Source organism: Sulfurimonas sp. (assembly GCF_028694895.1).
Taxonomy (GTDB): Bacteria; Campylobacterota; Campylobacteria; order Campylobacterales; family Sulfurimonadaceae; genus Sulfurimonas.
In genome coordinates this window covers 1-14,589 of record NZ_JAQVKA010000039.1, presented here as the reverse complement: position 1 = coordinate 14,589, position 14,589 = coordinate 1, and the positions used below count along the sequence as shown (strand labels likewise).

At 35.4% G+C, this 14,589-nt stretch carries 18 protein-coding genes; 9 read left to right on the top strand and 9 right to left on the bottom strand.

Annotated features, from left to right (window positions below; translation table 11 throughout):
* The 6 genes from PHI38_RS06175 to secG form a co-directional block, all read right to left on the bottom strand.
* A partial coding sequence (locus PHI38_RS06175; protein WP_299853914.1) for an anhydro-N-acetylmuramic acid kinase occupies positions 1-360 on the bottom strand: 360 nt, incomplete at its 3' end.
* Entirely contained in the window at positions 357-1,823 is a 1,467-nt protein-coding gene (locus PHI38_RS06170; RefSeq protein WP_299853912.1) for a sodium:solute symporter, read from the bottom strand. The genes PHI38_RS06175 and PHI38_RS06170, both read right to left, overlap by 4 nt.
* Positions 1,823-2,929 carry a glycoside hydrolase family 3 N-terminal domain-containing protein gene (locus PHI38_RS06165; RefSeq protein ID WP_299853909.1) on the bottom strand — a complete coding sequence of 369 codons (1,107 nt, stop codon included), beginning with the start codon at positions 2,927-2,929 and terminating at the stop codon, positions 1,823-1,825. The genes PHI38_RS06170 and PHI38_RS06165 overlap by 1 nt, the downstream gene beginning before the upstream one ends.
* 24 nt (positions 2,930-2,953) lie before the next feature.
* Positions 2,954-3,562, bottom strand: a complete 609-nt coding sequence (gene pyrE / locus PHI38_RS06160) for an orotate phosphoribosyltransferase (RefSeq protein WP_299853907.1) — start codon at positions 3,560-3,562, stop codon at positions 2,954-2,956.
* Between the two features lie 4 nt (positions 3,563-3,566).
* The gene (gene frr, locus PHI38_RS06155; RefSeq protein ID WP_299853905.1) at positions 3,567-4,124 is read right to left on the bottom strand and encodes a ribosome recycling factor; all 558 of its coding nucleotides are present in this window, start codon (positions 4,122-4,124) and stop codon (positions 3,567-3,569) included.
* 92 nt (positions 4,125-4,216) lie between these two features.
* Positions 4,217-4,609 (bottom strand): preprotein translocase subunit SecG, encoded by a 393-nt coding sequence (gene secG, locus PHI38_RS06150; protein WP_299853903.1) that lies wholly within the window; start codon positions 4,607-4,609, stop codon positions 4,217-4,219.
* 109 nt (positions 4,610-4,718) lie between these two features.
* Between secG and PHI38_RS06145 the strand changes: the two genes are divergently transcribed.
* The 4 genes from PHI38_RS06145 to PHI38_RS06130 are packed head-to-tail and all read left to right on the top strand — an operon-like array spanning position 4,719 to position 7,879.
* Positions 4,719-5,630, top strand: a complete 912-nt coding sequence (locus PHI38_RS06145) for a metal ABC transporter substrate-binding protein (protein ID WP_299853901.1) — start codon at positions 4,719-4,721, stop codon at positions 5,628-5,630.
* Positions 5,627-6,391: a metal ABC transporter ATP-binding protein gene (locus PHI38_RS06140; RefSeq protein WP_299853899.1), complete on the top strand. Its 765-nt coding sequence runs from the start codon at positions 5,627-5,629 to the stop codon at positions 6,389-6,391. The genes PHI38_RS06145 and PHI38_RS06140 overlap by 4 nt, the downstream gene beginning before the upstream one ends.
* Before the next feature lies 1 nt (position 6,392).
* On the top strand, positions 6,393-7,190 hold the full coding sequence (locus PHI38_RS06135; protein WP_299853897.1) for a metal ABC transporter permease: 798 nt from the start codon (positions 6,393-6,395) through the stop codon (positions 7,188-7,190).
* A complete protein-coding gene (locus tag PHI38_RS06130) occupies positions 7,187-7,879 on the top strand; it encodes a methyltransferase (protein ID WP_299853895.1) in 693 nt (230 codons plus the stop codon). The genes PHI38_RS06135 and PHI38_RS06130 overlap by 4 nt, the downstream gene beginning before the upstream one ends.
* Here the strand turns inward: PHI38_RS06130 and PHI38_RS06125 are convergent.
* Positions 7,861-8,307 carry an MOSC domain-containing protein gene (locus PHI38_RS06125; protein WP_299853893.1) on the bottom strand — a complete coding sequence of 149 codons (447 nt, stop codon included), beginning with the start codon at positions 8,305-8,307 and terminating at the stop codon, positions 7,861-7,863. The two genes, PHI38_RS06130 and PHI38_RS06125, sit on opposite strands and share 19 nt — an antisense overlap.
* Positions 8,308-8,590: 283 nt before the next feature.
* Between PHI38_RS06125 and soxC the strand changes: the two genes are divergently transcribed.
* The 5 genes from soxC to PHI38_RS06100 all read left to right on the top strand — a co-directional run bounded on the left by soxC (position 8,591) and on the right by PHI38_RS06100 (position 13,061).
* Positions 8,591-9,928, top strand: coding sequence for a sulfite dehydrogenase (gene soxC / locus PHI38_RS06120; protein WP_299853891.1), 1,338 nt, complete (start codon positions 8,591-8,593; stop codon positions 9,926-9,928).
* A gap of 13 nt (positions 9,929-9,941) precedes the next feature.
* Positions 9,942-11,090, top strand: a complete 1,149-nt coding sequence (locus tag PHI38_RS06115) for a c-type cytochrome (protein WP_299853889.1) — start codon at positions 9,942-9,944, stop codon at positions 11,088-11,090.
* 41 nt (positions 11,091-11,131) lie between these two features.
* Positions 11,132-11,584 (top strand): thiosulfate oxidation carrier protein SoxY, encoded by a 453-nt coding sequence (gene soxY, locus PHI38_RS06110; RefSeq protein ID WP_299853887.1) that lies wholly within the window; start codon positions 11,132-11,134, stop codon positions 11,582-11,584.
* A gap of 52 nt (positions 11,585-11,636) precedes the next feature.
* Positions 11,637-11,930, top strand: a complete 294-nt coding sequence (gene soxZ / locus PHI38_RS06105) for a thiosulfate oxidation carrier complex protein SoxZ (protein ID WP_299853885.1) — start codon at positions 11,637-11,639, stop codon at positions 11,928-11,930.
* A gap of 111 nt (positions 11,931-12,041) precedes the next feature.
* A complete protein-coding gene (locus PHI38_RS06100) occupies positions 12,042-13,061 on the top strand; it encodes an MBL fold metallo-hydrolase (RefSeq protein WP_299853883.1) in 1,020 nt (339 codons plus the stop codon).
* A 104-nt stretch (positions 13,062-13,165) separates the two neighbouring features.
* Here the strand turns inward: PHI38_RS06100 and PHI38_RS06095 are convergent, their stop codons facing one another.
* Together PHI38_RS06095 and PHI38_RS06090 are read right to left on the bottom strand one after the other, a co-directional pair.
* Positions 13,166-13,564, bottom strand: coding sequence for a thiamine-phosphate pyrophosphorylase (locus PHI38_RS06095; protein WP_299853881.1), 399 nt, complete (start codon positions 13,562-13,564; stop codon positions 13,166-13,168).
* Positions 13,557-14,255, bottom strand: a complete 699-nt coding sequence (locus tag PHI38_RS06090) for a Bax inhibitor-1/YccA family protein (protein ID WP_299853879.1) — start codon at positions 14,253-14,255, stop codon at positions 13,557-13,559. The genes PHI38_RS06095 and PHI38_RS06090 overlap by 8 nt, the downstream gene beginning before the upstream one ends.
* Between the last annotated feature and the right edge of the window lie 334 nt (positions 14,256-14,589).

The following is a 14,589-nucleotide window of genomic DNA, read 5'->3' as shown; positions in this document are numbered from 1 at the left end:
AGTTATGATGTTGGCATTTCCTAACTGCATTGAGAATGGATTTTGACTCTCAGGCTCATGCCAAAGGGTTTGTCCATGCAAACCAATAGCTCTTACTTTACTGGCCTCAATGTTTTTTTCTTTTATAAACATCTCTAGTGCATCTGCATACATCTTACCTAAGCGACTGTCTATCTCACCAATATTTTTAAGTGTTGTTTGAGTATTTATTGCATCTAAGATATCACTCTTTAGCTCTGTATCAAAATGGTAAGCAGCGGAGGCGAGAAGTTTAAAGGAATCATCTTCTATCTCGCAATATGCAATATCAATCCCATCAAGGCTAGTTCCAGACATAACGCCTATATAAAATTCACTCATGATTTACTCCCAAGTTGCATAATTAAAAATGAGACAATGGTTCCTATAACCATTTGAGAGGCAAAACCAATTGTTATACCAAACATATATGGCTGAAGTACTAAAACACTCAAAAAGCCACCAATTAAAGCTATAAGAACAGTTGTTCTATTTCCGCGAGATGTAAATATTGCAGAGAAATAGACACCCAAAAGACCAGTGTAAGCAAAGGACATAACTCCAAGTGCAAAGCCAATCAATGAGAGGTCGCTATATCGTTGCCAGAAGTAACTAAGCATCGCCATCAAAGATAAAAGAAGAGCAAAAATAAGCACCGCTACTCTTGAAGCTTTTACAAAATGCTCCTCATCTACCTCGCCACGCGCTAACTTCCAAGGTCGATAAAGATCTTCAACACCGACAGATGCCATAGCACCAAGAACTGAGTTCGCACTAGAGAGTGCCGCTGCAATCGCTCCCACCGTAACCAAACCTCTAAGCCCATCTGGCATCTCATTTAGTATGTAGTACATAAAAATCGTAATCTTCTCGCCATCAAAACTCTGCGATACACTGCTTTGCATGTAAAAAAGATAAAGAAGTGCGCCGATACTTAAAAATAGAAGCACAACAGGAATGGTAAGTAGTATGGAAATGATAAGAGCTTTTGCAGCCTCATCTTTGTTTTTACACGCAAGAACTCTTTGCGTCATATCTTGATCAAGTCCAAAAGCTGCGATATTTAAAAGAAGCCATCCGCTAAGAAGTCCTAAAACGTTGAAATTTCCATCAAGTGAAGTATCGATAAATTTTAGCTTACCCGCTTCGCTTAGTGTTTTAAATATCTCAATATTTTCTAGTGAGAGATAGAGGTAAGTTGCAACCGCAACTCCAGCGCTTATGTAAACTACTGCTTGAATCACATCACTTAAAATAACTGAGCGTACACCGCCAAAATAGGTATAGCTAAGTGCTCCAACCATTAAAATAATAATCGAGATTGCTACATGTAGAAATATAATATCGTTAAATAAAATCATAGAGATAGCTAAAGCACCTATGTAGAGCCTTGCGCCACTAGCAAGTACTCGCCCGATGAGAAACATAACACCAGCTTGCTGTTTTGCACTTTTGCCATAGCGTGACTCCAGTAGCTCATAAACCGTAAGTGCGCGCATCTCATAATATTTTGGGATAAGAACATAAGCGACAAAAATAACAGCTAAAAGAGCTGAGAAGTAAAAACCTATAAAAGTAAAATCTCCACCATAAGAGAGCTCAGGTACGCCAAGAAATGTGGCAGCTGATTGTGAAGTGGCAAGAACAGAGAGAGCGACAGCGTACATTGGAACTGCAGTTGGAGAGAGAAAAAACTCTCTTGAAGAGCTTATTTTTGTTTTGCCTAAAACGAAAGAGCTAAGAGCTAGAAGTAAAAAGTATGAGCCAAAAACAAGCCAGTCAAGAGCCGAGAAAGCGCTTTGCATTATTTAAACTTGTATGATTTGTAAAGTTGCTCAATTCTCGCGTTTGATTCTTCTATTCTAGCTATTGAGATATTACCGCCTTTTACCTCTTTGAGTATAACATCAACAAGCGCGTCAATATCTTGAGTCGCTAACTGATTTGCAAAGAGTAGCATGTCAACGCCAGAATTAATTGAGAGAGTAACAATACGCTCTATGTTGTAGTTAGCTGAGATAGCCTTCATCTGTAAATCATCACTCACTAAAATACCCTTAAACCCGAGCTTTCCTCTTAAAAGTTTTGTATTTACATTGTATGAGAGAGTTGCTGGATATTTATCATCAAGTTTTGAGTTAAATACATGTGCGCTCATAATCATTGGAACTTCAGTGGATTTTATCAGCTCTATATATGGCTCAAGCTCTGCTTCACTCCAAGTTTTACTAATATCAACATAACCCTCATGTGAGTCACCAAGTGATGAACCATGTCCTGGAAAATGTTTTAAAACACTAACAATGCCCTCGTTTTTGAGTGAATCCATAAATATTTTTGCATACTTTACAACTTCATCACTATTTGCTCCATAAGAGCGATTTAAACCATAAATCACCTTGTTATCAGGGTTTAATGCCAAATCAACAACAGGTGCAAAGTCGCAATTTATGCCGTTTTCTCTTAGAGTTTTTGCCAGTGCGTTGTAGATATGTTTACTCATATACTCATCGTTGTCTGAGACAGCTTTAGCTGAAGGTGTTGCTTCAAAACCATACTTTGGCTTTAGTCTTGCAACTCTTCCGCCCTCTTGATCAACACTTATAAGTAGAGGTTTTTTTGCAAAAGATTGAAGTTTCATAGTCAAGAGCTTGAGTTGTTTTGCAGATCTTATATTTTTTACTTTTGTTCTATCGTTGTAGAAGCGGTCAAAGAGGATAACTCCACCGAGTTCATAACGATTTATTTGAGTAACTATTTTACTATTTTCATCAATCTCTTCATCATCAAATCCAACGATAAGCATCTTGCCAATCATTTTTTTTAGTGTTTCATCATCAATGGAATTTTGAGAGGCACTTAGGTTTAAAAAGCTAAGTGCTAAAAGAAGAGAGAGTATAAGTAGTTTCAAAAACAGTGCCTTTAAGAGTGCTCTTTAGTTTCCTCTTGAGCCGGGTTTTATAGCTTGGCTACCCAATTTACACAACGGGCACTCATCAGGAGAGTACATCTCAAATGTGAAATCATCAAGTGCAAAAAATGGGATATCTTGTGGAAGTTTGCAGTTAGGCTTTGTTGTAATTTCGCTATTTTCGCGTTTGCAAAAACCACGATTTGCGAGTGCTGCGACACCAACAATTTCGCCTCCAAGGCTCTTTACAACCGCTGCAGCTTCCATAGCAGAGCCACCAGTTGTAATTATATCTTCACACATAAGAACTCTCTCACCTTTTTTTATCTCAAAACCACGGCGAAGAGACATCTTCCCATCAACTCTCTCAGCAAAGATAGAGCGAACATCAAGCGCAGTTGCAAGTGCAAAACCAGCTATTAAACCGCCAAGCGCAGGAGCACAAACAGTGTCTATCTTTAGCCCGCTCTTTTTAATCTGCACAGCCAGAGCGTCTGCTAAAAGTTTTGCTGTTTTTGGATCTTCTAAAACTTTTGCTGACTGTAGATAAAACTGTGAATGATTTCCGCTGCTTAACTTAAAATGCCCCTCTAAAAGAGCATCTGAATCCATATATATTTTTTTGATATCCATCTGGTTATACCTTTAGTATTTCTGCTTCTTTTGTTCTTAAAATAGAGTCTACCTCAGAGATATATTTATCAGTTATTTTTTGTATGTTCTCTTGTGCAGATTTTGATTCATCCGCAGTTATCTCTTTATCTTTTTCAGATTTTTTTACTTTGTCATTAGCGTTTTTTCTATCATTTCTGATCGCAACTTTGGCATGCTCTCCCATGCCCTTCATCTGCTTAACAGACTCTTGTCTCTGCTCAACTGTCATAGCTGGGAAGAAAAGTTTGATCTGGTTTCCATCATTGTTTGGAGTAGCTCCGATATTTGCCTTTGAGATAGCGCTATCAATAGCACTTAAGAGATTTTTTTCCCAAGGATTTATAATGATTGTAGTTGCATCTGCTACTAAAATAGAGCCAACTTGATCAAGCCCAGTCAAAGTTCCATAATAGTCAATTTTAACATTATCCAAAACAGATGTTGTGACCTTTCCTGTTCTAAGTGTTTTGAAATCTCTAAGCATATGATTAACACTTGATCTCATTTTTGTCTCACACTCGTTGAATAATTCGTTTAGCATATTTGTCCTTTGTCATGTAAAAATAGTGGTGTAATTGTAGCAAGAAATGTTTTAAAAAAGAATTTACAGGGTTGCAGCTGCCTTGTTGGCAACTACTGTTGTGTTGAAGAAGTGTTGTTTTGTTCTGTAGTATTTTGCTCTGTAACAGCAGCCTCTTGAGCCGGAACTACAGGTATCGTATCAGCAACTGTAGATGATGCTGAGGGAGCTGCAATATTTGTACTTGGTGTAAGATTATCAATAACAGACTCTGTAGCAGTTGCTGAGTACATGTAACCTAAAGTAATTGTATTTGCTACAAACAAAAAGCCTATAGCAAAAGTTGTTTTTGCTAAAAAACTAGCAGGTCCTTTTGCTCCAAAAACAGACTCATTTGAACCGCTGTATGCGCCAAGACCGATGCTTGAACTTTTTTGTAAAAGTACCGCAATAACTAGCACTACAACTAAAACAATTTGAACAATAAGTAAAAAACTAGTTGTCATTATATATATCCTTGTAGGGACTTGCCCTATGTTAAAAGTGGCGAATTATACCCAAAAAAATTAATTTTTGTAAAATAAGCTATAATTTCAAAAAATATTATGGATATTTATGAATTTTAGAAACCCACTTTTTGCAACACTTTTTTTAACACTTATCTCTTTAATGCCACTTTGTGCAAAAGAGTTAAATCAAAAACCAACCATCGCAGCTAGTACATTTTCGCTTTATGATATTGCTAAGAATATCGCAGCTGATAGTGCAGAAGTTTTTATGATTATGCCTTTTGGAGTTGATGCGCATAGCTATGAACCATCTCCAAAACAGATGGCAAAAATATCTAAAAGCTCTCTTGTGTTGTATAGCGGTGCAGGACTCGAGCCATGGATTGAAAATTTTGAGTTTAAAAACAGAGCGCTTGATATTAGCACTTTTGTAAAGCTAAGAGAACTCTCGCATGAGGATCATGACCATGGACATCATCATGGAGAGCATGGAGTTGATCCACACTACTGGCAAGACCCACAAAATATGATTTTAGCTACCAATCAGATAACAAAAGAGCTGATTTCTTTGTTTCCACAAAACAGAGATACTTATACGAAAAACAGAGATACTTATGTAGCGATGCTCCAAAATCTAGATGCTTTGTACAAAGCTAAATTAAGTGAGTGTAAATTAGACACTATTATAGTAAGTCATGATGCGTTTTCTTATCTAGCGCAAAGATACAACTTCCACACAGAGGCGCTAAGCGGGCTATCTCCAGAGGCAGAGCCAAGTGCTAAAGGCATGATAAAACTTATAAATTTTATAAAAGGGCATAAAGTAAAAGTTGTGTTTTTTGAGAAATTTGCAAATGAGAAAACAATAAAAGCTATTGCGAAAGAGGCAAATGTAACCGCAGATGTTCTTCAACCTCTTGGTAACATAACAGCCGATGAAGCAAAACAAAACCTTACTTATGAAGATATCATGAGAATAAATTTACAAAAGATATCTACTGCTCTTGAGTGCAAATGAAATTTAGCGTCCCAATTTTTGATGTAAAAAATCTTAGCTTTATAGTAAAAGAGCAGACAATACTCTCAAATATCTCATTTGAAATTTTCTCCGCAGAGTATATAGCCATAATTGGGCCAAATGGTGGTGGTAAAACAACACTAATTAGAATGCTTTTAGGACTTGAAAAGCCTACAAGTGGTGAAATAAGAATTTACGGAAAGAAGTTGAGTGATTTTAAAGAGTGGCACAAAATAGGTTATGTTTCTCAGCGTGCTTCACATGTAGACAACTCCTTTCCAGCAACTGTATTAGATATTGTCAGTATGGGCAGAACTTCACAAAGAAAACTCTTCTCACCACTTAGTCAAGATGACAAAGAGCTGGTACGCGATGCTATGCAAAAGATGGATATTGAAGACTTGGCTCATAAGATGATAGGGACGCTCTCGGGAGGCCAGAGACAAAGGGTTATGATTGCTCGCGCTCTTGCTTCAAAACCAGAGATATTGATTTTAGATGAGCCAAATACTGGCGTAGATATTGCTTCACAAAAAAAATTCTATACACTTTTGAGTAAGCTAAACAAAGAAGATGGCATTACGATAGTTTTTATAACACATGATATAGGCGTTATAGTAGATGATATAGCAAGACTATTTACTATAAATCAAAAAGCCATTATCTGTAACAACCCAAAGCAGACGCTTAGCTGTGAAGAGATGAGTTCTCTTTATGGAATTGATGCGCATCTACTACATAATCATAAGCACGAGCACTAATATGTTTGAGATGTTTGAATATGACTTTATGCAAAGAGCTTTTATAGCAGGGATTATCATAGCTATTTTAGCCTCAATTAGTGGTACTTTTATAGTTTTAAAGCGTTACTCTTTAATTGGCGAGACATTGGCTCATTCAGCTCTTTTAGGTGTTGCTATCGGGCTTGTAGCTGAGTACAATCCACTTTGGATGGCTGTAATTTTTGCACTTTTCTCAGCTTGGCTAATTGAGTACTTAAGAAGTGCATTTTCTATTTATAGTGATGCAATTCTTGCTATTTTACTCTCTGGCTCACTCGCACTTGCAATCATTATTGTCTCACTTGGAGGAGCTTTTAACAACTCTTTGTTTTCATATCTATTTGGTTCAATTCTCTCAGTTAGCAGTGAAGATATAATCGTTATATCCATTTTTGGAGTTATCTCTTTAGTTACGCTTTTACTATTCTCAAAAGAGTTCTATTTCATCGCTTATGATGAAGAAGTTGCAAAAACAAGTGGTATAAAAGTGAATCTTTTAAACTTTTTACTTGTTAGTGTTGTAGCCGTTATTATTGCCCTCTCAATTAGAGTAGTTGGAAGCCTTCTTATAAGTGCACTTATGATTATCCCAACTATTTCAGCGCTTCAATTTAGAGTAGGATTTTTAAAAACAGTAATATTTTCTCTTATAATCGCGCTCTTTAGCGTAATGGCTGGAATGACTATATCCTTTTACTTCTCACTTCCTTCAGGTGCTACAATAGTTATGTGTGTGCTCTTTATCTTTATAATCTCTTTGATAACAAATAGAAGATGAACGTAAGCTCTGAATTTTCAAAACGTGCTCTAGAGTATGGAAGTTACAACATAATCCAAAATATGGTTATAGAAAAACTTCTTTCATGCGTAAAAGCAAAACCCAAAAATATTTTAGATATTGGATGTGGAAGCGGAGCACTTTTGGACGCGATTGATTGGGAGTATGAACATTTTTGTGGGGTAGATTTTGCTAAAGGTATGTTGGAGTTGCATCCAAAATCTTCAAAAATAAATCTCCTTAATGCTGATTTTAATAAAGATGAACTTTTTGAGAGTAGGCTTACATATATATTTGATTTTATATTTTCGGCATCAGCTTTACAATGGGCAGATGACTTAGATAGAGTTTTTAGCAAGATAAAAAAGCTAAACGCACCCATAGCTTTAGCCATTTTTACATCTGGAACTTTTAAGAGCATAAATGAGACAGCTTCAATTAGCTCTATACTTAAAAGTGCTAATGAAATTAAAGAGATTCAAAAAAAGTACTTTGATGCAAATTTTGAAGTAGTAAATTATAAACTAGAGTTTGAATCTACAAGAGATATGTTCAAATACATAAAGAAAAGCGGAGTGAGTGGGTCTAGAAAAATACTAAACTATAAAGAGAGTAAAAAACTATTACGAGAGTATCCGCTAAATTATCTAGAGTTTGAAGTAGCTTTTATCTATACACCAAGCAAATAGACTTCATCACCACTTTTTATATTTCCCTCTTCAACAACTTTTGCAAATATCCCTCTATCATTTTTTAGAAGTGTAGGTATTTTAACATCCACAACAGCAAGGTGATTGCATATAGTACAGTGTTGTGTAATCTCTAAAGTAACTTCTCCAATTTTTAAGAGAGAACCTATTTCAAGAGCATAAGGATTATAGTCTAGTAAGATGTTTTCGCCCAAATAGCCAAAAGGTATCTCTAAATCATAATTTTTAATAAGGTTATAACTATCCATAGAGGCAATTAAGATGGATCTTTGCGCATTTTTATTATAAAACTTATCTTCAGTTATACCAAGTTTATCTAAGACTATCTTTTGTACCTCTAACCTCTGCGAAGCTCCAGATTTTGATATAAAAAGATGTAGAACTTTTCCAACTCTTTTGCTTGGCATTAAAGGTATCCTCTGTTATTTGTTTGAAATGGTAACATATTTTTTTGTTAGAAAAAATAGCATACTAAAGAGCGATAAAAACCTATATAAAAATGACTAATTGTGTATAAATATAAAAATGTGAGAAAATTATTACATTTTTAATATGATGTCTTGACAATTGAATTTGATTTCATATATAATCTCCGTCTTGCATTTTGTAATATGCATATATAAATTTGTACCATGTGTGCTTTGCATACTATCAAAATCTACAAGATTAAAGAGAGGGAGGTAGATATAAATGAGTAATATTTCTGAAAAAAATTTAGAAACTACTACAAATATAGAGCAGTCGGGCAGAAGAGATTTCTTCAAAAAAACTGCTGCGTATTCTGTAAGCGCAATTGCGGCTGCTAATATTTTAGCACCAGTAAAATTGTCAGCTGACGATGAAAACATCATTCACCATGTGGAATGGGGGACAACATTAGGCGATGAGCTTAATAAGTATCCATATGGTATACCATCAAAGTATGAGCATAATGTTGTAAGAAGAACTTCAAGTCTTCTTTCTTCAGCTGGAGACATGCATGCTGCGGTATCAATGACTCCTCTTCATGAGTTAGAGGGAATAATTACTCCAAATGGTTTGCATTTTACAAGAACACACAATGGTGTAGCTCATGTAGATCCAAATAAATTTAGACTAATGATTCACGGTTTGGTTGATAGACCAATCGTTTTAACTCTTGATCAGTTAAAAAGATATCCAGCTGAGAGCAGAATTCTTTTCATGGAGTGTCCTGCAAATGGTGCTGCTGAGTGGAAAGGTCCTCAATTTAACTCTTTACAATTTGTAAAAGGTATGATGAGTAATGCTGAGTGGACTGGTGTTCGTCTTAAAACTATTCTTGATGAAATCGGTCTTAAGCCAACTGCAAAATGGATGTTAGCTGAGGGTTCAGATGGCTCAGAGATGAGTAGAACTATTCCAGTTGAAAAAGTTTTAGATGACGCTATGATTGTTTGGGCACAAAATGGTGAAGCTATTAGACCAGAGCAAGGATATCCTGTTCGTTTAATGTTACCAGGTTGGGAAGCAAACTTATGTGTTAAGTGGTTAAAGCGTTTAGAGTTTGGCGCAGAGCCTTGGTACTGTAAAGAAGAGACATCTAAATATACAGTTCTTACTGCAAGTGGTAAAGCTATTCAACATTTCTATCCACTAGAAGTAAACTCAATCATTACAACTCCGTGTCCTGAAAAGCCATGGACTGACCTTAAAAAAGGTGATTTAGTAGAGATTGAGGGTATTGCGTGGAGTGGACATGGAACTATTACTGCAGTAGATATATCTTTTGATGGCGGAGACAACTATGTTGAAGCAAAACTTAAAGGCTTAGTTCTTCCAAAATCATGGACAAGATTCTCTTACATGTACAAATATGAAGGAAAACCTCTGTTACTTCAGTCTCGTGGAGTCGATGATGCTGGATATGTTCAGCCATCAGTTTCACAAGAAAAAGCGATTATTGGGGTAGAAGGTGTTTATCATAGAAACTCAATTTGTACTTGGGAAGTTAGACAAGATGGTTCAGTTCATAATGTTCAAGTTAGAACAGACAATTGTCCAAAGTAAGGGAGAGTAGATTATGATTAAATTAAATAATAAATTAATTATTTTGGGAGTTTCTGTAGTTGCAAGTAGTGCTCTATTTTTTACTGGTTGTTTAGGTACAAATGCTTCTGCTGGTAAATCATCAGCAAAAGTTGAGTCTGCAGCTAATGGCATGTACAGCCCAACAAAAGATGCTATTGATGGTGGTGTTACATACAAAAGAGAAAATGGTATGTATACTGCATATGCTATTAATGAGCAAGCTACAACAGGCGTGAACTTCGGTAGAGTTCCAACTGCAAATGAGATAAAAGCTTGGGATACAGATATTATGCCAGATGGTACAGGTTTACCAGTTGGTAGTGGTACTGCAGATCAAGGTGAAGAGCTTTACGATAAAGATTGTGCTGTTTGTCATGGTGAGTTTGGTGCAGGTGGTAAGGGTTATCCAACTCTTACAGGTGGTTCTTTAAAATCACTTACAAACCAAAGAACATGTCCAGGTAAAGATGCTCCAAATAGAACGATTGGTTCATACTGGCCACAAGCTAGTACACTAATTTGGTATATCCGTGATGCTATGCCATATGCTAATCCAAAAAGCTATACACCAGACCAGATGTATGCAATGACTGCTTATCTTCTAAAAGAAAATGGCGTTCAAATTGATGGTGAAGATATTGATGAGTTAAATCAAGATAATTTCACAAAGATTGTTATGCCAAATCGTAATGGATTCTATCCAAACATTGATGGACCAAATGGTATAGAAGATGTTAGAGCGTTCTATAAAGAGCCTAAAAACTTTGGTGCAGTTGGAACACGTTGTATGACTAACTGTGGAAAAGAGAATGTTGCAAAAATTGGTAATGAAATCACTGCCGTTGTTCCTGCTTATTCTACAGAAAGAAGTCTTCCGCCAGAAAGCACAAGCAGACCAATTTCAGAAGCTGAAAAGATATATGAAAAATCATGTGTTGTTTGTCATAAAACTGATACTATGGGCGCGCCTGCAGTTGGAGATAAAAACGCTTGGGCAACTGTTATGGAACAAGGTATAAAGATGGTAAATCATAACGCAATCAACGGAATTGGTGGCATGCCTCCAAAAGGTGGTGCTATGGATTTAAGTGATGATCAAGTAAAAGATGTTGTTAAATTTATGGTAGAATCTAGTAAGTAGTACTTGCTAGGCTCTACTAACACTAATATAAAGGACAAAAAATGAAAAGAAGAAAATTTTTAAGTTTAGGTGCAGTAGCTGCTGCTGCGTCTGTTTTACCAGCTAGCTTAAGCGCTACTGATTTTAGAGCAACTGCTCCAAAAGCATGGGAAGCTGCTACAAGTAAAGAAGCTATTGAGGCTTTGTTTGGTTCAGCTGCAATATCTGAAGGTGCTATTGAAATTAAAGCTCCTAAGCTTGCAGAAAATGGTGGTGCTGTGCCAATAGGTATTAAGTCTAATTTAGAACTTACTACTATAGCTCTATTCCAAGATGCAAATCCAAGAAGTGCTGTTGCTGTATTTGAATTAGGTGAAGGTGGGGTTGTAGATCTTCAAACTAAGATTAAAATGAGAAAAACTGCTAACGTTACTGTTGTTGCTAAAGGCAAAGATGGTAAATTATACTCAGTTGTACAAAAAGTAGAAGTTTCAATTGGTGGATGTGGAGGTTGATTTAACCACACAAACAAAAAATCTATAAAAAAATAAATAAAAAAGGATTATTATGAAAATTAAAGCAAAATTGAAAAAAGACGTTACAGAAGTTAAACTTTTACTTTCTAGCCCAATGATTGGTAAAGAAGAAGCTGCAACGAAAAAAGTAGCAGTAAGCTACCTTACGCATGTTACTGCTAAAGTAGGTGGAAAAGTTGTATGGGAAGCTTCAACAGGCCCATTCTTATCAAAAGATCCATACTTTATGTTCAACTTTAAAGGTGCTAAAGCTGGTGATGAAATTGTTATAGATACAATCGATGACAAAGGCGCTACAGATACTGATAAAGCAGTTATAAAGTAGTCTAAATTCTCCTCTTTTTTAGAGGAGAAATTTATTGCAAAGAATATAGCTGGTTAGTTGTCTACGAACGAGCTATATTCTTCCAAGAATAAACTAAAACAAGGAATTCTTATGCTAAAAAAGATGATAAATCCGTTAATGATGTCTGCAGTTATCTTAATGCCATTTATAAGTGCATGTTCTTCAGATACAAACAAATCTGATGCTACAGCTAGTGCAACGACAGCCCAAACTACAACTCCCGTAGCAGCAGTAAGTGATGAGCATCAGTACAATCTAGTGCCAAAACAAGTAAGTGAAAATGTATGGTGTTTCTTTGGAGCACTTGAAATTCCAACAAAAGAGAATGCTGGAGATATGTCTAACTCTTGCTACATTAAAGCTGATACAAGTTATGTACTATGGGATACAGGTCCGTCATATATCTATGCAAAACAAGCTTATGAAGCTATGAGTAAAATTGCTGGAAAGCTTCCAGTAACAAAAGTTATTTTAAGCCATGAGCATGATGATCACTGGTTAGGTAATAACTACTACAAAGAAGTTCACGGTGCAGAAATAGTAGGACCAGAATCGATAAATAAAAACTATAAAGCTGGTGACAAAACAAGAATGTTTATGACTTTATCTGAAAATGCGATTAGAGGTACAAAGATTATACCTGTTGATAAATGGTATGAAGATAAAGAACCTATAAAGTTCACAGTTGATGGTGTAAATTTTGAGTATGTTTCTGTTGGTAATGGACACTCAGAAGAGGATTATTTCCTTTATATGCCAGACAACAAAGTTATCCTAGCAGGTGACCTTGTTATGAATGGTAGAATTACATCAAACAGAGATGGTTCAGTTGAGGGGCAACTTGCTGCGCTTGAGACTATCAACTCAAAAGATTGGACAACTTTAGTTCCAGGTCATGGATTTATTATTGACAAAACTGCAACTGATGAAGCTGTTCAGTATTTTTCTTTAACTAAAGAGAGAATACAAGCTGCAATTGATGATGGAGTTGATAGTACAGAAATAGTTGAGAAAGTACCTCTTGAAGAGTTCAAAGACAAAGAACTGTATGATCTTTTAAATGCAGTGAATGTATCTAGAGCATACCAAGAGTATGATATGGGACTTTAATTAGTATTTAATTAATACAACAAAGACAACTTGTTAAAAAAAGCAAGTTGTCTTTACAAACTTCATTTAAAAAAAACTTCCATTAATTAACTTTTATTAATAAACTAAGAAAGAACTTCTTTTTCTAATGTGTATAGTTCATATCTTATATGCTTAAAATTCTCACTGTATTCTTCACTATGAAGCTTGTATAACTCTTCTAATACTCTAGCAGACTCTTGAGCTCGTTTAAAGTTGGCAATAATTATGTCACTCAGATTAGAGCGATTCATTTCACTTTTGATTGTTTGGCGAAGTACATCATTAACGCTATCACGATGTTTTAAAAGCTCTAGGCTCTCTTGTATATCTGCCATATGTCGTAGATTTTTTAGTTTGTGAGAGAGTTCTTTGTTGTTATTTTTGTATCTCATGATATCTTCAACAACTCTAATGCCTTCTTTAAGGCGGTTTATATTTGCATCAATCACCCGATAAAGCTCGGGTGAGAGTTGATTATTCATCTCTTCCAAATATACCAAATAGGTGTAAAAGTGAAGTAAAGATATTTAAAAAGTCTAGATAAAGAGCGATTGCTCCATCTATTGGAGTTTCATAAGCACCTTTAATTATATTTTGAGTGTCATATGTTACTAATATGCTAAAAAGTATAACAACTGCACCAGATAAAATAATTGCAATTAAAGGGCTTCCCATAAATAAGTTAACTATTGAAAATAGAACAATAACAACAAGAGCAATCATCAAAGGCTTACCATATCCTGAAAAATCTTTTGTTGTTTTAATTGCATAAAAACTCATTGCACCAAATATTAAAGAGGTCATAGCAAAAGCATTACCAACAATTGTTCCACCACCACTCATTCCAAGTGTATGCGAAAGCAAAGGAGCTAACATCAAGCCAGTCATAAAAACAAAGCCAAACATAACCATAAGATTAATACCTTGTTTATGTTTTACAAAGTGTAGACCTACTAAAAGTCCAATTTCTAAAATTAGTAAAGGGAAAAAGTTAGCTGCAATAGTTCCAGCCATAGGCACACCAACATAAGCACCAACAGCACCAGCCATCATTGAAGCAGCAAAAAGCTTGTATGTCTCTTTTACAAAAGATACAATTTGTGCGTCGCTCTTAGCATGATTGCCGTAAGTAGATGCATTTTCTCTTGCGTAGTCACGATTATAAAGTCCCATATTATTCCTTATATATATATATACAATACAAAATAAAGTATATTCTTTGTATTTATAAGAATTCTATATATAAAGAGTTAATAGAAGGCAACACTAGTTTTTTATATGATTTTTGGTAGATAAAAATCAAAATAGTTCAAAAAACTAAACACCTAAAGAAACTTTCTAAATTCATTGCAAAATGTATTGACAACTAAGACTGATTTGTCTATAATTCCCATCCACAAACACAGAGACCTAAAGTTTAGGCATCTAAGCTTCGAGTAGGGGCTTATAAGTGTAGTTTGAGATCATTGAAAACTAAGCAAGTAAATAGACTTTAATAACTAGAAAA

Coding starts and splice junctions, on each gene's coding strand:
- PHI38_RS06135 (WP_299853897.1), top strand. CDS start 6,393: ATGTTTGAGATGTTTGAATATGACTTTATGCAAAGAGCTTTTATAGCA.
- pyrE (WP_299853907.1), bottom strand. CDS start 3,562: ATGGATATCAAAAAAATATATATGGATTCAGATGCTCTTTTAGAGGGG.
- soxY (WP_299853887.1), top strand. CDS start 11,132: ATGAAAAGAAGAAAATTTTTAAGTTTAGGTGCAGTAGCTGCTGCTGCG.
- soxC (WP_299853891.1), top strand. CDS start 8,591: ATGAGTAATATTTCTGAAAAAAATTTAGAAACTACTACAAATATAGAG.
- PHI38_RS06170 (WP_299853912.1), bottom strand. CDS start 1,823: ATGCAAAGCGCTTTCTCGGCTCTTGACTGGCTTGTTTTTGGCTCATAC.
- PHI38_RS06100 (WP_299853883.1), top strand. CDS start 12,042: ATGCTAAAAAAGATGATAAATCCGTTAATGATGTCTGCAGTTATCTTA.
- soxZ (WP_299853885.1), top strand. CDS start 11,637: ATGAAAATTAAAGCAAAATTGAAAAAAGACGTTACAGAAGTTAAACTT.
- PHI38_RS06125 (WP_299853893.1), bottom strand. CDS start 8,307: ATGCCAAGCAAAAGAGTTGGAAAAGTTCTACATCTTTTTATATCAAAA.
- frr (WP_299853905.1), bottom strand. CDS start 4,124: ATGCTAAACGAATTATTCAACGAGTGTGAGACAAAAATGAGATCAAGT.
- PHI38_RS06115 (WP_299853889.1), top strand. CDS start 9,942: ATGATTAAATTAAATAATAAATTAATTATTTTGGGAGTTTCTGTAGTT.
- secG (WP_299853903.1), bottom strand. CDS start 4,609: ATGACAACTAGTTTTTTACTTATTGTTCAAATTGTTTTAGTTGTAGTG.
- PHI38_RS06140 (WP_299853899.1), top strand. CDS start 5,627: ATGAAATTTAGCGTCCCAATTTTTGATGTAAAAAATCTTAGCTTTATA.
- PHI38_RS06095 (WP_299853881.1), bottom strand. CDS start 13,564: ATGAATAATCAACTCTCACCCGAGCTTTATCGGGTGATTGATGCAAAT.
- PHI38_RS06130 (WP_299853895.1), top strand. CDS start 7,187: ATGAACGTAAGCTCTGAATTTTCAAAACGTGCTCTAGAGTATGGAAGT.
- PHI38_RS06090 (WP_299853879.1), bottom strand. CDS start 14,255: ATGGGACTTTATAATCGTGACTACGCAAGAGAAAATGCATCTACTTAC.
- PHI38_RS06145 (WP_299853901.1), top strand. CDS start 4,719: ATGAATTTTAGAAACCCACTTTTTGCAACACTTTTTTTAACACTTATC.